This window comes from Mycobacterium uberis, from assembly GCF_003408705.1.
Classification (GTDB): domain Bacteria; phylum Actinomycetota; class Actinomycetes; order Mycobacteriales; family Mycobacteriaceae; genus Mycobacterium; species Mycobacterium uberis.
Genome location: NZ_QAYL01000015.1, coordinates 173,532 through 191,829, shown reverse-complemented (window position 1 = coordinate 191,829; position 18,298 = coordinate 173,532). Strand labels below are relative to the sequence as shown.

The following is an 18,298-nucleotide window of genomic DNA, read 5'->3' as shown; positions in this document are numbered from 1 at the left end:
TAGTGTCCGGGTTGCTGACGCTGTCCAGACCGTCCAACATCGTATTTGACTGCTACGCAACAACTCGACGCTGCTACTCCTCGGCGACGAGTTGCACGATCGTGCGCGACCACACCACACGGGACCAGTGAAACGTCAATAAAATTAACGTGATCCACGCCACGATGAGTCCCACCCCGGGACCCGGCTGACCCTCAGCCGCAGTCTGACGCGACCATACAGCCAGCAGACCAACAATGCTGGCCATCGCCGCACCCGTCAGGGCAACCCAGGCCAGAGCCCAGCGCCGTGTCATCAACGCCAGCATCGAGAAACCAATACCAAATACCAGCGCTAGCCAGGCGAATAGCCGCGAAGGCAACGCCACCGCAGCTATGTCGGCGCTGTGGCTGCCGAACAGCACATCCCAACCCAGCACCTGGCCGGTGTGCGGCAGAATGAACGATCCCAGCAGCACAAATACCAAGATCGCTACCACAAAACCCCTTGCACCGGGCTCGATTTCACGTTCGATCCGACGCTCCGCTGCCTCAACTTCAGCACATAAGCCGTTGAAGAAATCCGCGACATTACGATCTTTGCTCATCGGGCACGCCCGACAAGCCCGACCGAAGCTGAAGACCGCCCGACACCCGGTATACCGAGCCCGGTACTGCGCGGGCGCTGCCCGGCAACGTGTGCGTCCCCAACGCGCGCGCGGTGGTCGGTCAACATGTTCCGCACCGACGATCAGATGATGCGACGCTACTGCAGTGACCATCACGGTGATGATATCGCCGGACCGCACCTGTGTGTACCAAAGCTTGTCCAAGGTGAAATGCACCAACCAGCCGTCGCGCACCCTCGTTCCTGCACGTGATGCGGACGTCTTTGCGTCCTTCGTCGGCGGTGACTAGCAGTTCGACGACATCGTCGGTGAACTCGGCAGGATGCAGAAAGGTGAACCGCACGCGTTTAAGTCCGTCGATACGCCCGCAGGCTCGCAGCAACTCGGCGAAAGCATCACGATTGCAGGACAGCGCCGGGTCAGTGAAAGAGACCCCGTAAGCATTGACGTTCTGCTTCAGCAGAGTTACTGCGAGCACGCCGTTAGCCACCAGTGCTCCCACCTCGGCCAGGATGTCCGCCGGACTGCAGTCAACCTTCTTACCCCGCAGCGACGGAACGATGCAGAAGTTACAACTTTTTTACAACCAAAGGATATAAAAACCCAAGCAGCACAAGACGATTCGAGGCATTTCGGCAGCGCTAACGGAAACTGCTGCAGCACCGCGACGATTTCCACCTGGGCGACCTTGTTGTGGAGCGTCTGTTCGAGTCGCGTGAACAACGATCCCAAGTTATGAGTGCCAAAAACGGCATCGACCCACAGTGCTTTGCTCAGCACTGCGTATTGGTCTTTCGGAGCCAGGAAGTCACCGACCGTGATTGCATGTCAGGATTGTGTCGCTTGCGCTCAGCCAAGTGGCTGAGGTTGCCGTAGAGCTTGTTGTCGGCGTTCTCATGAACAACGCAGGTGTTGACGACCGCCACGTCAGCATCTCCAGCATCTGAGTCGTCAACCATCCACTGGTAGCCAGCGGTTTTGAGCAGACCCGCTAACCGCTCGGAATCTTGAATGTTCATTTGGCATCTGTAGGTGCGGACCCGATAGGCGCGCGCCGACGGATATCCAGCCTGGGCATTGGGGTCCGCCACGCTCGTGGCATCACATGTCACCACCGAAGTCACGGAGATATGGTACGCGACCGGGGCCCATCGGATTAACCCGCAGCTTATTTAGACCCGACGTCGCTCCCGTTCAGTAGCTAGCTCGGCGACAACCACCTCACACGCCGTAATCTGGCTATATCCACGGCGCACCAACATCGTCACTAGTCGGCGACTCACCCGTGCGTCGTCCTGGTCTAACACCTCTCGCCGTAGCCTGGCCCATACCAGCTGCTCAGCCCGCTCCCGCTCGGCACCAGCATCGATCCCGTCCAACACGGCGGCGATGACGTCATTATCAACCCCTTTGGCGTGCAATTCAGCAGCCAACACGCGCTTGCTCTTTCCCGCGTTCACGCGCCGAGATCGCACCCACTGTTCGGCGAAATCCGTGTCATTCACCAGGCCAACGGCAGCCAGCCGATCCAGTACCTGGTTACTGACATCGTCGGGGTATCCACGTTTCGCCAACTGGCCGAATAACTCAGCTCGAGTTCGCGACCTTGCGGTGAGCAGGCGCAGACACAATACCCGTGCCTGCTCACCACGATCAGAAATCAACGGGGGCGGGCAGGAGGTCGCCATCGGTCACGACCGCGCCAATGCCGAGCTTCTCCTTGATCTTTTTCTCGATCTCGTTTGCCACATCGGCATTTTCCAACAAGAAGTTGCGCGCATTCTCCTTGCCCTGGCCCAGCTGCTCGCCTTCGTAAGTGAACCAGGACCCGGACTTGCGAATAAAGCCCTGGTCCACACCCATATCGATCAGCGACCCCTCCCTGCTTATGCCCTTGCCGTAAAGGATGTCGAACTCGGCCTGCTTGAAAGGCGGTGAGCAGTTGTGCATGACAACCCCGTCCGCGACAAGATTATGCAGTTCCTCGATCTCGAGGTCGAATGTCCGCATCCGCCGCGGTGGCAGCACTTCATGAATCACCGAGTACCGAAGTTCTTCTGCCAGCACATCATGTAGGAACTTATCGTCCAAAGCGTTTGCGAGAACCTGCACACGATCCCGACGTAAAAGACCAGCACCCAGAACCTGCTTCATCCCACCACGAGGATCCCCGAAACTCGTACCGATCACGGCAGCAGCTTCTTGCGCGGTCACGCCCCGCTCGTCAAGATAATTCAGCACTGCATCGGTTATCTCCGAGGACAAATACATCACCTGCGATTTGCGCCGACACCCCTGCATCGCTTCTAGAATCGCCTGCGTCAAGACGATACCGCGCGGCCCCCACATGGGAACTGATTCCGAGAATGCCGTGATGTTCTCCATACCCGAGATCCAGACTTCGAACACTTGGCGCATGCTCTGAACCCGTTGACCGTTGACGACATTCGGCCGCTCCTGAGTCGGATCGTATTCTCTAACAGAGTTCACAATGCCAAACCGCATTAACAACCAATGAATCTGGTACGCGAGCTGTTCGGAAGTCGCCGTAAAACCGACACAAAGCGCCCTGGTCTGTTTTTTAATCACCCAACCATAACTCTCAAACAGACCGAAGAGCAGATTCCCGACTATATCGGCAGCGATATCCGGCTCGAAAAACCAATTTGGAACTGTCTTCTCCCATGCGGGCTTGCCGTGGGTACTAGTCTGCCGGTAAAGGTCGAGGGCACCGTTGCGTTCACCAGGTCGATGCACGGTTGCAAATGACATATGCCCCTGTGAAGGAGTCACGCGACCAAGCGCCGCTGCGATTCGCGTCACGTCGTCGCTAAGTATCGGCTGAACATTGATGAAATTGATCGGCGTCTTACCTCCCACGTAGCCGTCTCCGATCAGATAGCCAAGCATCCGTGCATGATCCACCGGAATCGGCGCACTGGTACCAAATCTTTCAAAGCGCCGTGGTTGCGCCACCCGGTCTCCCTTGCGGAGTTCCCCAGCCTGACGCCACCCGCATTCTGTCAACACTTTGTGATCAGGTGTCACCCACACAGTTGTACCGCCGGCAATCCGCAACCCGATTACATCCTGCATCCCCTGGTCGAACCAGGACACTACGGGCCGCGCATAAAGCATTCCATCCTTGGCCACAGCGACGACATGGATTTGCTTTCGCCCATCGACAACATCCTCGATGCGATGCGTTCTCCCGGTGACCGGATCGAAGATCCGAGTACCCTGGGCAAAGCACTTATTTTTGACGAGCTTGACTCGAGTCCGGTTACCGACCGCCTCGGTGCCATTCTTGAGTGTCTCGATCCTACGTACGTCCATGCGCACCGACGCATAGAACTTCAAAGCATTTCCACCCGTCGTAGTTTCAGGACTGCCGAACATCACGCCAATTTTTTCTCGAAGCTGATTGATAAAGATCGCAGTGGTTCCCGAATTATTGAGCGCACCAGTCATTTTCCGCAGCGCCTGACTCATCAGCCGGGCTTGCAGTCCGACATGGCTGTCCCCCATCTCACCTTCAAGTTCCGCGCGCGGCACCAGCGCCGCCACCGAGTCGATGACCAAAATGTCGAGCGCACTGGAACGGACCAGCATGTCGGCAATCTCGAGGGCCTGTTCACCGGTGTCTGGTTGGCTGACCAACAGGGAATCAGTGTCAACACCGAGCTTCTTGGCATACTCCGGGTCCAAGGCGTGCTCGGCATCGATGAACGCCGCAACACCGCCCGCCGCCTGGGCGTTGGCCACCGCGTGCAGGGCAACAGTGGTCTTACCCGAGGACTCCGGACCGTATATCTCCACTACCCGGCCACGCGGCAAACCGCCGATACCTAGGGCCACATCCAGTGCGATGGACCCGGTTGGAATGACCGAGATTGGCTGACGCACCTCGTCACCGAGACGCATCACTGAGCCTTTGCCGTAATTTTTCTCGATCTGGGCCATCGCCAGCTCAAGAGCTTTCTCACGGTCGGGAACTTGCGCCATGTTGCTTCTCCTGTAGTCGATGCTCAGTGACCGGTACCGGCCGGTTGGCCGTGACACTAGAGAAGGCCACCGACAAGTCGATATCACCGAGTAACCACTACAGTAGAAGAACATTTGTTCGATTCAAGTATCGACACACCGTCCCTGCAATCCACGAAATCACCACTGATCGCGGGGCACGTCGAAGTCGACGCATAACGCCCGCCAAACGTCGCGTGGCTCGACACCGTCTTCGATCGCCTGGGCGGCGGTACGGCCACCGCAGCCGGTCAACACATGATCGACCAGCACAGACGCGCCGTACGCGGCGCCGAATCGCAGGATGACTTGTTCGTGGAATTCCGCCAGCCGCACGCCAACAAACTTACCCAGCCAGTTACCCAGTGAACGCCAGCGCTTCGTGACACACCCGGACTGGATCGGCGACTCCAGCGATGCTGACGGCGGCTCGTTGTGCGGCCTTGCAATGTCCCGGCGACAACAGCACCTCGTTAACCGCGGCCATCAACGCCGCAGCGGTCAACGGCCAAATCAACTGCCCACTGCCCTGCCGCACCACCCGATTGGCTATCTCCCATTAATTCCAACCGCCAGTAACCACCTGCCAGCAGCATCCCGGCCAACAACTTTCTGGCTATTATACCATGACCTCCACCGCAGATCACCACGTAGGTATGCGTCAACAGCTTCGCCTGGTATTCCCACCCAGCCATCGCCCAGGGCAGCACTGCCAGCTCGGAACCGTTCAGCCGAGACACCACCCCATACGCAACTCCGATAACAGCGGATACCCGGGGCACCAGAGCGTCCAAGGTGGTCTGTGCCATGCCCTACACGCCGTGGACGGTGCCACGACCACCACCGGCCCGGAGCCTTACAGAGATCTGCAGCACCCGACTGGTCGGCTCGAAATGCAACCAACTCACCACCCACAGCTTCGTCAGCCAGTCTGGACGAAGGGCTTCCAACGCAGGCAACGTGGCGATCAGTCGTCACAGCGGCTCGCTGTCACAGGCCAACGCGCCAGGAGCGCGCGGTGAGCGCCCGCATGATGACATCATCGTATTCGGCCGCGAATGCCGGCCTGGGTGGCTAGTCCGCTGCCTATCGGCGGCAGACTCTTGAACGACAGGCAAAGTGGATGCGGGTTAAGTTCAACCCACAGGATCCCCAGCAATTAAACAGCCATATTACCGACCGCGGTTATGACGTCGGATACCACCAGATCAGGCACCAAGTCGCGCAGCACCGGCACATTGAGTACGGCCATCTGCGCAACACGCCGGTGGACCCTGACCCCGACAGCCACGAGCTCATCAAGCAGGGCAATCTCGACACCGGCGGTCTGAGCGATGTCTACCCGCTCCGATAAACAGTAATAGGTAATGTATCCCTCTTCGGCGAAGCTGTTGACACAGCACGATAGCGGGAAAACGAGTACCCGAGATCTAACCCAGCTACCACGGCGACACACATCCGCTTTGCCATAGTCGCCAGAACGTCGTTACTACCATGTTTCCCCTAGGCTAGCAGCTATGGTTGAGCTGACCGAGACATCTGCATAAAATGTTAAAAACATTCGCACGGTTGTTAAAAACATTCGCACGGTCGAAATTGTCTTGACCTGCTCTGCAGGACGAGGATTACGAAACTGCTGATGCGGGGTTGGCCGACAACCTCATCTACCAGAACGTCGGACTGACAACAATCCATAGCCGCAGCAGAACGATCACGCTATGGCGCAAGATGGAAGGCCGTATAGAGTTCGAGAATAAAGATCCACAATATTGCCGCCGGTGGCTACACCGTACTCTGCGAACGCACCGACGCAATGATCGTCAGCCTGCTGCCGGTTCAATTCTGGGTCTGTGGCGTTTTTCAAAGTGCACAACAGACGAATCACGCTGTGACGAGACTACTTGGATTTCTTCGATCTGTTCAAAGCGACAGTGCGAGGCGTGGCTGCACTGGTGATCCCATCACTATAAAGCAACGTCCGAACAATGAGCGGCAAGCCCGCCTACACCAAGCCCAACGCGCCACAATACGTCCGCTATTGCTATTGGGAGACGATTGCCTGAATCAATGCAAGACTGGGGGGGTGTGCAACGATCCGGCGGGCAAGGGCGCTGTTGTCCGGATGATGATCTGTGTCGCGGTTCCGGCTGTGCTGATGCTCGCACTATTCTGGTTGGCCCCAACAACACCCGACGTCCACTTGAGCATGACACTGCCGATCCTTATTCCGTTTCGTGTACTTCTCGCATATGCTCAGCAAAGCATGGCGCCTTCATATGTTGGACGTGCGCAACCTAGACCCCGAGCTCGTCGACGAACTCGCCCACAAGCACGACGCCCACATCCGCCAGGCATACGTCAATCGTTACGGCCTGCGACCCAAGGACTAACCCTGTCTAACGCCGTGGCATTCCGCCGAGTTCGTCGAACGCCTGTGTCCAACCGGCCAGGATCGGTAGCACTGCTGTAAACATGGGGCCAGCCCCACACCGAAACCGCCTCCAGAACTACCACTGCCGTTCGCCGAAGAGACTAATTGCGCTGCAGCGGTGACCATTTCATTGTACTGGCGGACACCAGCGCCCAACTGCGCGGCAAACGCATCAATAATGGGGACCAGATAAGACCGCGGCGCTGCAGAGTAACGCATCGCCCGCTCCATCGACACCACCTGGGCAGCCGTGGCCACCATCGTCACCGCGGTTTGGTTAGCCGCGGCGGTCAGGTCACGGATTTCGGCCACGGATAACATCTTACCTTGCTCTATCACACCCAACAACGAAAAGAACCCGCGTTCGGAGGCACTCAGCGCCGAAATCGCAGGTCGAGCCGCCGAACCGGGCGGCGGCAACCGACGAACTCCCACGGGCCGCCGTGTCGGCAGCGGCTTCGATCGTAGCCAGCGGTAGTGAAACAGCAGCAACGTCGCCGGAATAGCCTGTATAACCGCAATGAAGCCGGTGATCTGCAGCAACAACGCGAACCAGCCCCAGGCCGCCAGTAATACTGTCACCACGCCCCAAAACAGGCACCCGAAGCCGAAGATCAAACCCCACCGCAGCGCGCGGCGGCGACGGCGGAGCAGGCGGGCACGCGGCTCCGACACGGCGCTGATCTTTTGGGCGACTAAGTCGAACAAATCGGCAGCGGTGTCCAATCCATGCCGCAACAACACGCGCCACAGCCCACTCTTACCCCCATTCACAGCGACCTCAGCGTTATCTCAAACCGACCGCGTTGCTTGCTGACTAAGGAGTTTCTCGGCAACGTGCTCGCCGCTGGCCTGGCTGTCCGCGAGACTAACTGGGGTGATTCCGGGCAACGCAGCTGTACCTCTCGTCGGCAAAATTTCACCGCGCACCGACGCGTGGATCTGCTCTAGCCGCGAATGGTCAATCATCCGTACGCCGGCCTGTTCGACCTCGATCATGCCACCCTGCACGGAACTCTGCGCAAGGTCGACCACACTGAGCGCATTAGCGTACCGACGTTCGATCTTTTCCCGCACCTCATCGAGCATCGGAATGTTGCTGAGCATCGGGATCCCATTCACCGACCGTAGCGAGACACTGACGTGCTCCTGCAGCTTCGCCTCCTTGAGTTGACTCAACAGTTTGGTGCACTCGGCGATTTTTGCTGTAAAACCATCGCATTTTGTTCAACAGTATTTTAGCCTGAGCCGCTGCACTGAGCGTCTGATCAGACAAGATTTTGAGATCCTCGACGCTCTGCTCGGAGGTCACTAGCTGGGCTGCGAACACCCCGGCAACGTTGTCGTACTCGGTAACCTTGGCGGAGTCCCCTGCAGCAGTGGCCTGGTCCACCGACGTCAGCGCCTGACGTACGTTGAACTGGAGCTTTTCGATGTCTGCCAGCTGCCGGTTGAGCCGCATCTCCAGTTGCCGCTGGTTGCCAATCACCCACGCCGCCTGTTGGATCAGCGCCTGGTGGGTGCGCTATACTGCCTCAATGGCCTGCTGAACCTGCACCTTGTGGTCTGCGCGATCGTCGATCTTGGCGTTGAACAGTACCACGATATACCTCCACGCTTTCAGGAACAGACTAGCTATGACTTAGCTCCGCCTTCATTTCTTATGTGCCGAATAGACACAGCGTTTACCCTGACACTGCAATATTTATAGGGATATTTATTAGGGTTAGCGCGGATTTCCCCACCCCCGGCAACGTCGACCCAACGGCCCCGGCACATGGCCGCATTCACGCCATCGCTAACAACGCCACCGGAGAAATAACAACCTTAGTGCTGGCGTCAATGGTAACGTCGCTTGGCGCGCTCCGGGCCGCGCGTCCCGCATACACCATCCACTCGCCGGTGTCGGTAAGCAGCTCTGATAACGGCCCTTCCAATACGTCTGGAAATCACGTTGAGCAACTCACTAGAGAGCTCTTTCCGGTCACACTCAAGCTCCGATAGATAACTGAGATGCACGCCATACGGAATACGGCACTATTGCATACCGATGACACCATCCATCACGTTCTCCTTCGTCCAATCAGAACGTGGGTGGTCGTGGCGTGATTCCCGCAATCAGCTGGCTGTCTGGCGAACTTCCCGGAAGGCCCTGATCACCCCAGCCACATAATCGACGCTCGTGACCACCGTGAGCACGATCGCGGCGGCCATCACTACCCATGCTACCAGATGGAACAATCCCAACAGTTGCGTCAAAGGCAGCAAAAACAGGCCAATCGCTACTGCCTGCACCACAGTCTTGAGTTTGCCGCCCCAACTGGCCGGAATGACCCCGCGGTTAACGACAGCCAACCGCAACAAAGTCACCCCAAGCTCACGGGTCATGATCAGCACCGTGATCCACCACGGCAGGTCACCGAGCATCGACAGACCGATCAGCGCCGCACCGATAAGGGTCTTGTCCGCGATTGGATCAACAAACGCGCCGAATTCAGTCACCATACCGTAGTTTCGGGCCAGCAGGCCATCTAACCGGTCGGTAATGCAAGCCACCGTGAAGATCACGAAAGCCGCTACCCGACCGGCGATTTCATGGCCATTACCAGCGAACAAGGCAACCAAAAAAATCGGGACCAACAGCAACCGTAAGCCAGTCAGGCTATTGGCAAGGTTGGCGATACGGGCACGACCTATCGTAGGATCCAATTGAAACTGCCCCGACACGGCAAACAGAATAACGGTTGGCCGGCTCGCGCGTCCCCGATGTCGATACTGTTGCCGTGACCAAAACTACACAGAATTGCCTACCGATGGTCAGGCGCGCACGAACCTCTGATGTCCCGACGATCAAACAATTAGTCGACACCTATGCGGGAAAGATCCTGCTGGAAAAGAGCCTTGTGACACTCTATGAAGCCGTGCAGGAATTCTGGGTGGCGGAACACCCCGCAATCCCGGGCAAAGTGGTCGGCTGCGGGGCGTTGCACGTGTTATGGTCCGACCTCGGCGAAATCCGTACTGTCGCCGTCGACCCTACCATAACCGGCCACGGAGTCGGCCGCGCGATCGTTAATCGACTGCTCGAAGTCGCTCGCGAGCTGCAGCTGGAGCGGCTGTTCGTGTTAACCTTCGAAACCGAGTTCTTCAGCCAGTACGGGTTCATCGAGATCGAGGGCACCCCCGTGACCACCGAGGTGTTCGAAGAGATGTGCCGGTCATACGACATCGGGATCGCCGAATTCCTGGATCTGAGCTACGTCAAACCAAATACCTTGGGTAACTCCCGCATGCTTCTGGTATTATGACCGTGCAAGCTAGTCTTCATCGGACCTGTCAGCGTTGGCCCCACCTCGGATAAGCGCCAATGTGGCCGTGAGCTCATCCGGTTTTACCAGCACCTCGCGAGCCTTAGATCCTTCGCTTGGCCCCACGATGCTTCGAGTCTCCATTAGATCCATCAACCGGCCGGCCTTGGCGAACCCCACCCTCAGCTTGCGTTGCAGCATCGAGGTGGACCCGAACTGGCTAGATACCACCAACTCCACGGCTTGCAGGAACACATCCATATCGTCGCCAATGTCGGGGTCGACGCCAGTGCGTTCGCTGGTGGTCTTGGCGATGGTGACCCCCTCGGTGTACTCGGGTTCGGCCTGGTCCTTGCAAGCGGTGACGACGGCGTGAATCTCCTCGTCGGTAATGAACGCACCTTGCAACCGGACCGGTTTACTCACGCCCATTGGCAGGAACAGGCCGTCACCCATGCCGATCAGTTTTTCCGCGCCTGCTTGGTCGAGAATCACCCGACTGTCGATGAGCGATGATGTCGCAAACGCCAACCGGGACGGCACGTTGGTCTTGATGAGCCCGGTGACTACGTCGACTGACGGGCGCTGGGTAGCCAGCACCAGGTGGATCCCTGCCGCGCGAGCCTTCTGGGTGATCCGCACGATGGCATCCTCAACGTCACGCGGCGCGGTCATCATCAGGTCGGCCAGCTCGTCGACAATAGTCAGAATGTAGGGGTATGGCCGGTATTCCCGCTGGCTGCCCAGCGGAGCTGCGATCTCCCCGGACCGCACCTTCTCATTGAACACGTCAATGTGGCGTACCCTCGACGCCTGCATGTCCTGGTAACGCTGCTCCATCTCTTCGACCAGCCACGCCAGCGCGGCTGCTGCCTTCTTTGGCTGCGTGATGATCGGGGTAATCAGATGTGGAATGCCTTCATATGGTGTCAGTTCCACCATCTTCGGGTCAATTAAGATCATCCGGACCTCTTCCGGGGTCGACCGGACCAGCAGCGACACCAACATGGAGTTGACGAAGCTCGATTTACCCGATCCGGTGGAGCCCGCGACCAACAAGTGCGGCATCTTGGCCAGATTGGCCGAGATGAAGTCCCCTTCGATGTCCTTGCCCAATCCAATGACCAGTGGATGGTGGTCACGACACGTCGAGGGCGCGATGAGCACATCAGCCAGCCGCACCGTTTCACGATCGGTGTTGGGTACCTCGATGCCTACGGCGGACTTACCGGGAATCGGGGCTAGCATGCGCACGCTCTCGGTAGCCACCGCGTAGGCAATGTTCTTCTGTAGTGCGGTGATCTTCTCCACCTTGACGCCAGGCCCTAACTCAACCTCGTAGCGAGTGACGGTAGGTCCGCGAGTACAGCCGGTGACGGCCGCATCGACCCTGAACTGGGTGAGGACCTCACCGATAGCGCTGGCCATATGATTGTTGGCGGCACTGCGTTTCTTAGGCGGATCGCCAGCAACTAGCAGGCTCATGGACGGCAGCGTGTAGGAACCCTCGATGACTCGGTCCAGCACCTGGCTCGGGTGTTCCTCTGCGGCTTGGGGGCTGCAACAGCGACTCTTGGCGATGTCCGCCTGCACGGCCCGCTCTGGAGTGGTGGGAACGTCGTCCTGTAACCCAACCTCAGCGATGTGGGCCGCCGGCCACACCTGCAGCTCCCAGTCAGCGTCTAAATCCCCGCCGAGAGAGCCACCGTAGTTACCACCGGAAAAGGAAAAGTTTTCTGGCAGGGTACCCGGAATGTCGTCATCGTATCGACGCTCAACATCGTATTGATCATCTTGATCGTCATAGTCACGCTGGAAAAGTCCGGTACCGAACATGCCACTCAGCACGTCGGGCACCTCACGGATCGTGGTTCCGGTCAACAGCAGCAGACCAAATAACGCACCAATGAACAACAACGGCGCAGCGATCCAGGCCGTCAATCCGTCCGAGAGCGGTCCCCCGATGGCAAACCCCAGGAAGCCTGCGGCACCCTGCCGCGCCTCGGGAGTTTCTGGCGAACCCGCCCACAGGTGCCGTAAGCCGAGAAACGACAACACGATTAGGGTCGCACCTAGGATCAGCCTGGGCCGCGCATCTGGATGGGGTGGAGTTCGCATTAACACCACCGCCACGGCAGCGGTACCCAATGGGAATACCATGACAGACGAGCCGATGAACATCCGCAGCACGGCGTCGACCCAAGCACCGATCGGCCGGGCGGCGTCAAGCCATGAGCTGGCGGCGACGACGACCGCGAGGCTAAGAAGAGCCAGCGCGATTCCATCACGGCGATGTCCAGACTCAATATCGCGAGCCCTCCCAATTGAACGTGCCGCACCACCGGTGCCCTTGGCCGCCATCAACCAGGTCGCACGCATGGCTCGGCCACAGGTCAGCCCAGCAGCCAGGAGCAGCGACCGACTACGCCGCTTAGCGCGCCCTTTTACCCTAGGGCGAGGTGGTGTTGGTCGTCGATTTCGGGATGCACCACGCGAGGTGACCTTTGACCTGCTCGTTCGGTTTCCGGGGCTGGCGACGGTCTTACTAGCCATAACAACAAGTTTAGTCGCAAATACATCATCTACACCACCCGCCACACTGGCAACGTTTGGCGGCTTCCCGTACGTCCAATCGATTGTCGGCATGCGTGGATAAGGCGCTGAGCGGATGACACAAATCATGAATCGGTCGCGCCGTCCGGCGGTATCCTTACCCGTATCATCGAAGACGTACACAGCGAACCGGACTGTCAGCTCTATAGCACTGGTCCACATGGACCAGACCTTTTTCACCTGCGAAAACGTGGCCGAGTACCTTGCCGAAAATGGTGTCCGACAGAGCTTGGGAAGACTACGCACGGTCGCGTCGGGCAGCCGATTAATGTTTACCTACGTCCACCGAGACTTCATCGACGGGACAAATCGGTATGACACCCACACGCTATATTGCACCATCCGACAGCGACGGCAATTGTGGCACTTTGACTTACAACACTACGAGGTCGCAGGGTTGATCGCCGATTACGACTGGGAGCTCGTGAAACAGGCCGAAGCCGATGAGCTTGTCCAGCACTATGTCGAGCCCGCCGGCCGCAAACTTAAAGCGTCGCAGCTGGATACGCAGAGAAGACCTAGCCCACGATTCAAACCTCGATCACCGTCGGCACAATCATCGGCTGCCGACAGTAGGTTTCGCCTGCCCACTTGCCGACGGTTCGGCGCACGGCTTGAGCAATCCGGATCGGATCGGTTACGTTCGCGGCGACCAGCAACTCCAGCTCTGCCTCAACCTTGCGGACCGCAGGCTCAAGTGCTTTAGGGTCTTCGGAGAATCCACGTGAATGCAAGTGCGGCACAGTGGCCGGACGCCCGGTGCCGTGCGTCACCACCACAGTAACCGCGACAAAGCCCGAAGACAAGATGAGGCGTTCACCCAAGGTGGTATCGCCAACATCGCCAGCAATCAGTCCGTCGACGAACATCTTGCCGACAGGCACCGCTCCGGAGACCGACGCCTTGCCAGCAACCAGGTCGACGCTGACACCGTTCTCGGCCAACAAGATTAACTCTTGCGGTACCCCGGTGCTGGCAGCCAACTCGGCGTTAGCACGAAGCATCCGCCAAGTACCGTGCACTGGCATAACGTGGCGTGGCCGCACTCCGTTGTACAAGAACAACAGCTCACCGGCGTAGGCATGGCCCGAAACATGCACCCGGGCTTGGGCATTAGTGACAACTCGGGCTCCAATTTTAGCTAGCGCATCAACGACACCGTAAACCGCCTCTTCGTTGCCGGGGATCAACGACGACGACAACACGACGAGGTCCCCCGAGGTCAGCGTGATACTCCGGTGTTCACCGCGCGACATCCGTGACAACGCCGACATCGGCTCGCCCTGGGTGCCAGTGGTAATGAGCACCACTTGCTCTGGCGCCATTCTCGCAACAGCAGCGATATCAATCAGATGGGAATCGTCTACTCGCAGGAGTCCAAGGTCCCGCGCGATGCTCATATTACGGACCATCGACCGTCCGACGAACGACACCCGCCGGCCCAATGCTACTGCAGAATCAATAATCTGCTGCACCCGATCCACATTAGAGGCAAAACACGCCACGATGACCCGTCCGTCGGTGCCTCGAATCAGCCTATGCAGTGTCGGACCTACCTCGCTTTCACTAGGACCGACGCCAGGTATCTCAGCGTTGGTTGAATCGCACAGGAAGAGGTCCACACCGGCGTCACCCAGCCGGGACAGGCCGGGCAGGTCGGTAGGGTGGCCGTCGAGTGGCAGTTGATCGAGCTTGATGTCGCCAGTGTGCAACACTGTACCCGCACCCGTGTAAACCGCAATAGCCAGCGCTCCCGGGACCGAATGGTTGACGGCGAAGTATTCGCATTCGAACACGCCGTGTCGAGAGCTCTGTCCACCGGCGACCTCAATGAACACCGGTTTGATGCGGTGTTCCCGGCATTTCCTGGCGACCAAAGCCAAGGTGAACTTCGAGCCGACGATTGGGATGTCGGACCGTAATTTGAGCAAGAACGGGATCGCACCGATGTGGTCCTCATGCGCATGGGTCAGCACTAGGGCCTCGATGTCGTCGAGCCGGTCTTCGATATGGCGAAGATCCGGCAGGATAAGGTCCACGCCGGGTTCGTCGTGGCCGGGGAACAGCACACCGCAATCAATGATCAGCAACCGACCCAGATGCTCGAAAATCATCATATTGCGGCCGATTTCGCTGATGCCGCCCAACGCAGTGACCCGCAACCCACCGGATACCAGAGGACCTGGTGGGACTAGGTCTACATCCACTTGCTGGCCACCCTTTGGCTCACTTCTCACTCATCGGAGCACCGAAGCCGCACGCATGTCGGCAGCCAACGCATTGATCTGATCCGCTGTTGCCGGCATCTGCGGCAACCGCGGATCACCGACATCGATACCCTGAAGCCGCAGACCTGCCTTGGACATCGTCACCCCACCCAGGCGGCCCATCGCGCTACACAGCGGGCCAACCCCAACGTTGATCTTTCGAGCAGTGGCGATGTCCCCAGAACCAAAGGCGGACAACAGCTCTCGAAGCGGTCCTGCGGCCAGATGAGAAATCACACTAATGAAGCCGATGGCACCCATCGCCAACCAGGGCAGATTCAATGCATCGTCACCGGAATAGTAAGCCAGGCCGGTTTCAGCCATAATTTGGCCGCCACTGCGCAAATCAGCCTTGGCCTCCTTAACCCCAACGATGTTAGGATGTGACGCCAGCGCGCGAATCGTGTCAGGCTCGATCGGCACGACCGACCGCCCGGGAATGTCGTAAAGCAGCACTGGCAGCTCAGTTGCGTCGGCGACAGCGGTGAAGTGCGCAACCAGCCCGGTCTGCGGCGGCTTCGAATAGTACGGGGTAACCACCAAGAGTCCGTGAGCGCCCTCAGCCGCGCAGGCCTTGGCGAGTCGAACGCTATGAGCTGTGTCATAGCTACCCGCGCCGGCGATGACTCGTGCTCGGTCACCTACCGCCTCAAGTACGACATGCAACAGTTGAAGCTTCTCGTCGTCAGCAGTGGTCGGCGACTCGCCGGTGGTGCCCGAGAGCAACAGACCGTCACACCCGGCATCAACCAGGTGGTTCGCCAACCGCACCGCGGCCGCGGTATCGACGGAGCCATCAGCGTCGAATGGTGTGACCATCGCGGTCAGCAGGGTCCCTAAACGTGCAGGCACGTCGAATCCGACGGTGGTCACCGTACTAGGCTACCTGGCGATACCCAGCTTTCAGCAACCGCGCGAGGGCGCGTGTTTACCCAACGACATACCGCCTGGGCTGTACCCTCGCGGGCGTTAGCCACTGAAACCTCAGTCATCAGTGGCTAGAGGACTGGTCGCGACTTCGGTACCGTCAGCAAGTGCAGTGATCTCGAAGTCGGCGAATAGTGCGGGCGCAACGTCGATGAGCCGACGCAGGCAGACAATGGCCAGCCGCCGGATTTCGACGTCGGCGTGCTCGCTGGCCCGCATGGCGATGAAGTGCCGCCATGCCCGGTAGTTCCCGGTCACAACGATACGGGTCTCGGTGGCATTGGGTAGCACCGCGCGGGCGGCTTGGCGAGCCTGCTTGCGCCAGAGCACGGCCCTGTTCCCGACAAGCTCACCAGCCATGAACTTGGTTTCCAGCTTGGCCAGCAGTTCGGTGTAGGTGGCCCGGCTGACATCTGCGGCCGCGATAAGGATCTGCTGAAGTTCGTTGTCATCTTCCATGCCCGGTGGCACGACGACCCGAGCATCCCTTTCCGGCACGTAGCGCTGCGACAACTGCGAGTAGGAGAAATGCCGATGTCGGATCAGCTCATGAGCGCATGATATCGAGATGCCGCTGATATAGAATGAAACACTGGCATGCTCAAGCACCGAAAAATGCCCGACATCGATGATGTGTTTGATGTACGCGGCGTTGGTTGCGGTGAGCGGATTGGGCTTTGACCAGCTCTGGTAGCAGGCTCGGCCGGCGAATTCGACCAGAGCGGAACCGCCGTCAGCGTCAGTAGTCCATGACACGTCAGGAGGCGCCAGAAACTCAGTCTTAGCTATCAGTTGCACGCGCAGCGGCGCGGTCTCGGCCACGGCGCTATACCCTATCCGATCACCCAATATCTGATTGTGGTTACTCTTTAGTCCCGCCGCGGTGTTCCCGACACCCCGGAGCAACTCGATGGCAATGTTTTGCGTGAATTCCACTACACTGGCGAGCCATGGCAAAGAGCAGGAAGGCTTGGCTAGCAACATCGTTGCCGAGGCTGCAGTAGGATCGAAAAATAATCGCAACACCCAGGCTGGTGATGTCACATAAAGCAACCCGAATATGACTGTGGTGATCGCGACAAAGACCAGCGCGGCTGGGGCGATCTAGTGGACGCGTCTTCGGTTACCCTGACCGAGAATCCTACTGACCAGAATGAACGATGCATGCAACAGGCCGGTGTTGAGTTGAAAGGCGATGTGTGTCAGGCGGGTTACCACACTGAAACGCGGCCAATCATGGCAGGGCCGAAAACCCCTATACACCACTATTACCACGACGCGGGAAATTAAGCCGGCCTCTGAGCTGTATGTCAACGAGATAGAGATGCCGAGGCCCAGGAGATTGCGAGCCGTTGCAAGGTGGGCATTCCAGCCGTCTATCGCTAGTAACAAGGCAAACTGATCGTCTCGGTACAGCAAGGTGCAAAACACGCCAGCCATGAGAGCCTATACAAGCGTTGTGGTCAAACTGATTCCTAGTTGACTGCGACTACGACGACGCTGGCCGCTAGCAATGGCACAGAGCAACGTATGCCAACTGCGAACTAGCACAACACATTGAGCCACACCATCGGGACCGACCCGAGAGTTATAGCGGTCATTATTGACCGTGCCAGCGCCAACGCGTCCCCGTACACGCCGAAGAGCGGCAAGATGTAGCAGAGCGCGATGAGCGTTGCTCCTAGCAACACGGCCGCAGCGTTCGCTCCCACAAACGACCAACCTCATGATCCGATCCAGTTCGGCTCGCATGGGTGCGTCCAGACCGTCGGGCTCCGCAGCGTGTTTCGCCCGCACTGGCGACCAAGTTCCCCGCCGCAGTCACCACACCGACACGCGTTGTTCGCATCATGTCGTACAGAGCCAAGGTTAAACCACCGCCAGCGATGGCTTGCACACCATAATAAGTCCCACCATGGCCAAGCCGGTGGTGGTCAACACCACTTGGGTGAATTGGACTCCAGCGATCGGCACCGCCAACACGGTGATTTGTCGACTAGCGACCACCAGGCCAACAGGGCGAGCGCTGGTGGCTTCACCTTCCAACGCAAGGCTAATAGCTGGCAGCCTTTCCCGTAGATAATGCCTTTTACAACCGCCGACTTCGACCCACACCATTCAT

At 58.5% G+C, this 18,298-nt stretch carries 12 protein-coding genes and 8 pseudogenes; 4 read left to right on the top strand and 16 right to left on the bottom strand.

Annotated elements, in window-relative coordinates; all coding sequences use genetic code 11:
* Positions 1-76 precede the first annotated feature (76 nt).
* The 6 genes and pseudogenes from MUBE_RS10055 to MUBE_RS10030 form a co-directional block, all read right to left on the bottom strand.
* Positions 77-586: pseudogene (locus MUBE_RS10055) on the bottom strand (Rv2732c family membrane protein); the annotation flags it as partial.
* Positions 583-1,722 (bottom strand): annotated as a pseudogene (locus MUBE_RS10050) (hypothetical protein). The pseudogenes MUBE_RS10050 and MUBE_RS10055, both read right to left, overlap by 4 nt.
* A 57-nt stretch (positions 1,723-1,779) precedes the next feature.
* Positions 1,780-2,295 (bottom strand): recombination regulator RecX, encoded by a 516-nt coding sequence (gene recX / locus MUBE_RS10045; protein ID WP_116540404.1) that lies wholly within the window; start codon positions 2,293-2,295, stop codon positions 1,780-1,782.
* A complete protein-coding gene (gene recA, locus MUBE_RS10040; RefSeq protein WP_116540403.1) occupies positions 2,261-4,612 on the bottom strand; it encodes an intein-containing recombinase RecA in 2,352 nt (783 codons plus the stop codon). Before recA ends, recX begins: the two co-directional genes overlap by 35 nt.
* A 159-nt stretch (positions 4,613-4,771) precedes the next feature.
* A complete protein-coding gene (locus MUBE_RS10035) occupies positions 4,772-4,966 on the bottom strand; it encodes a DUF3046 domain-containing protein (protein ID WP_116540402.1) in 195 nt (64 codons plus the stop codon).
* A 22-nt stretch (positions 4,967-4,988) separates the two neighbouring features.
* Positions 4,989-6,088 (bottom strand): annotated as a pseudogene (locus tag MUBE_RS10030) (glycosyltransferase).
* A 101-nt stretch (positions 6,089-6,189) separates the two neighbouring features.
* On the opposite strand from MUBE_RS10030, the pseudogene MUBE_RS10025 reads away from it, so the two are divergent.
* A pseudogene (locus MUBE_RS10025) lies at positions 6,190-6,600 on the top strand (limonene-1,2-epoxide hydrolase family protein).
* Between the two features lie 15 nt (positions 6,601-6,615).
* Positions 6,616-7,020: pseudogene (locus tag MUBE_RS10020) on the top strand (DUF5313 domain-containing protein).
* Positions 7,021-7,026: 6 nt separating this feature from the next.
* Here the strand turns inward: MUBE_RS10020 and pspM are convergent.
* The 4 genes and pseudogenes from pspM to pgsA form a co-directional block, all read right to left on the bottom strand.
* Positions 7,027-7,835 (bottom strand): annotated as a pseudogene (gene pspM, locus MUBE_RS10015) (phage shock envelope stress response protein PspM).
* Positions 7,836-7,853: 18 nt separating this feature from the next.
* Positions 7,854-8,523 (bottom strand): annotated as a pseudogene (locus tag MUBE_RS10010) (PspA/IM30 family protein).
* Positions 8,524-8,848: 325 nt separating this feature from the next.
* Positions 8,849-8,998, bottom strand: a complete 150-nt coding sequence (locus MUBE_RS15885) for a hypothetical protein (protein WP_165849803.1) — start codon at positions 8,996-8,998, stop codon at positions 8,849-8,851.
* A 181-nt stretch (positions 8,999-9,179) separates the two neighbouring features.
* A complete protein-coding gene (pgsA, locus tag MUBE_RS10005) occupies positions 9,180-9,788 on the bottom strand; it encodes a CDP-diacylglycerol--glycerol-3-phosphate 3-phosphatidyltransferase (protein WP_165849802.1) in 609 nt (202 codons plus the stop codon).
* An 86-nt stretch (positions 9,789-9,874) separates the two neighbouring features.
* On the opposite strand from pgsA, the gene MUBE_RS10000 reads away from it, so the two are divergent.
* On the top strand, positions 9,875-10,369 hold the full coding sequence (locus MUBE_RS10000; protein ID WP_424399076.1) for an amino-acid N-acetyltransferase: 495 nt from the start codon (positions 9,875-9,877) through the stop codon (positions 10,367-10,369).
* Positions 10,370-10,378: 9 nt separating this feature from the next.
* On the opposite strand, the gene MUBE_RS09995 is transcribed toward MUBE_RS10000, so the two are convergent.
* The gene (locus MUBE_RS09995; RefSeq protein ID WP_424399078.1) at positions 10,379-13,015 is read right to left on the bottom strand and encodes an FtsK/SpoIIIE family DNA translocase; all 2,637 of its coding nucleotides are present in this window, start codon (positions 13,013-13,015) and stop codon (positions 10,379-10,381) included.
* Between the two features lie 133 nt (positions 13,016-13,148).
* Between MUBE_RS09995 and MUBE_RS19480 the strand changes: the two are divergent.
* Positions 13,149-13,487: pseudogene (locus MUBE_RS19480) on the top strand (SAM-dependent methyltransferase); the annotation flags it as partial.
* 25 nt (positions 13,488-13,512) lie between these two features.
* Here MUBE_RS19480 and MUBE_RS09990 read toward each other — a convergent pair.
* The 5 genes from MUBE_RS09990 to MUBE_RS18075 all read right to left on the bottom strand — a co-directional run bounded on the left by MUBE_RS09990 (position 13,513) and on the right by MUBE_RS18075 (position 18,294).
* On the bottom strand, positions 13,513-15,189 hold the full coding sequence (locus tag MUBE_RS09990; RefSeq protein ID WP_116540445.1) for a ribonuclease J: 1,677 nt from the start codon (positions 15,187-15,189) through the stop codon (positions 13,513-13,515).
* A gap of 30 nt (positions 15,190-15,219) precedes the next feature.
* The gene (gene dapA / locus MUBE_RS09985; RefSeq protein WP_116540401.1) at positions 15,220-16,122 is read right to left on the bottom strand and encodes a 4-hydroxy-tetrahydrodipicolinate synthase; all 903 of its coding nucleotides are present in this window, start codon (positions 16,120-16,122) and stop codon (positions 15,220-15,222) included.
* A 111-nt stretch (positions 16,123-16,233) separates the two neighbouring features.
* Positions 16,234-16,998: an FAD-dependent thymidylate synthase gene (thyX, locus tag MUBE_RS09980; RefSeq protein WP_116540444.1), complete on the bottom strand. Its 765-nt coding sequence runs from the start codon at positions 16,996-16,998 to the stop codon at positions 16,234-16,236.
* Positions 16,999-17,720: 722 nt separating this feature from the next.
* Positions 17,721-17,888 (bottom strand): hypothetical protein, encoded by a 168-nt coding sequence (locus tag MUBE_RS15880; RefSeq protein WP_165849801.1) that lies wholly within the window; start codon positions 17,886-17,888, stop codon positions 17,721-17,723.
* A gap of 157 nt (positions 17,889-18,045) precedes the next feature.
* Entirely contained in the window at positions 18,046-18,294 is a 249-nt protein-coding gene (locus tag MUBE_RS18075) for a hypothetical protein (RefSeq protein ID WP_243632991.1), read from the bottom strand.
* Positions 18,295-18,298: the final 4 nt, after the last annotated feature.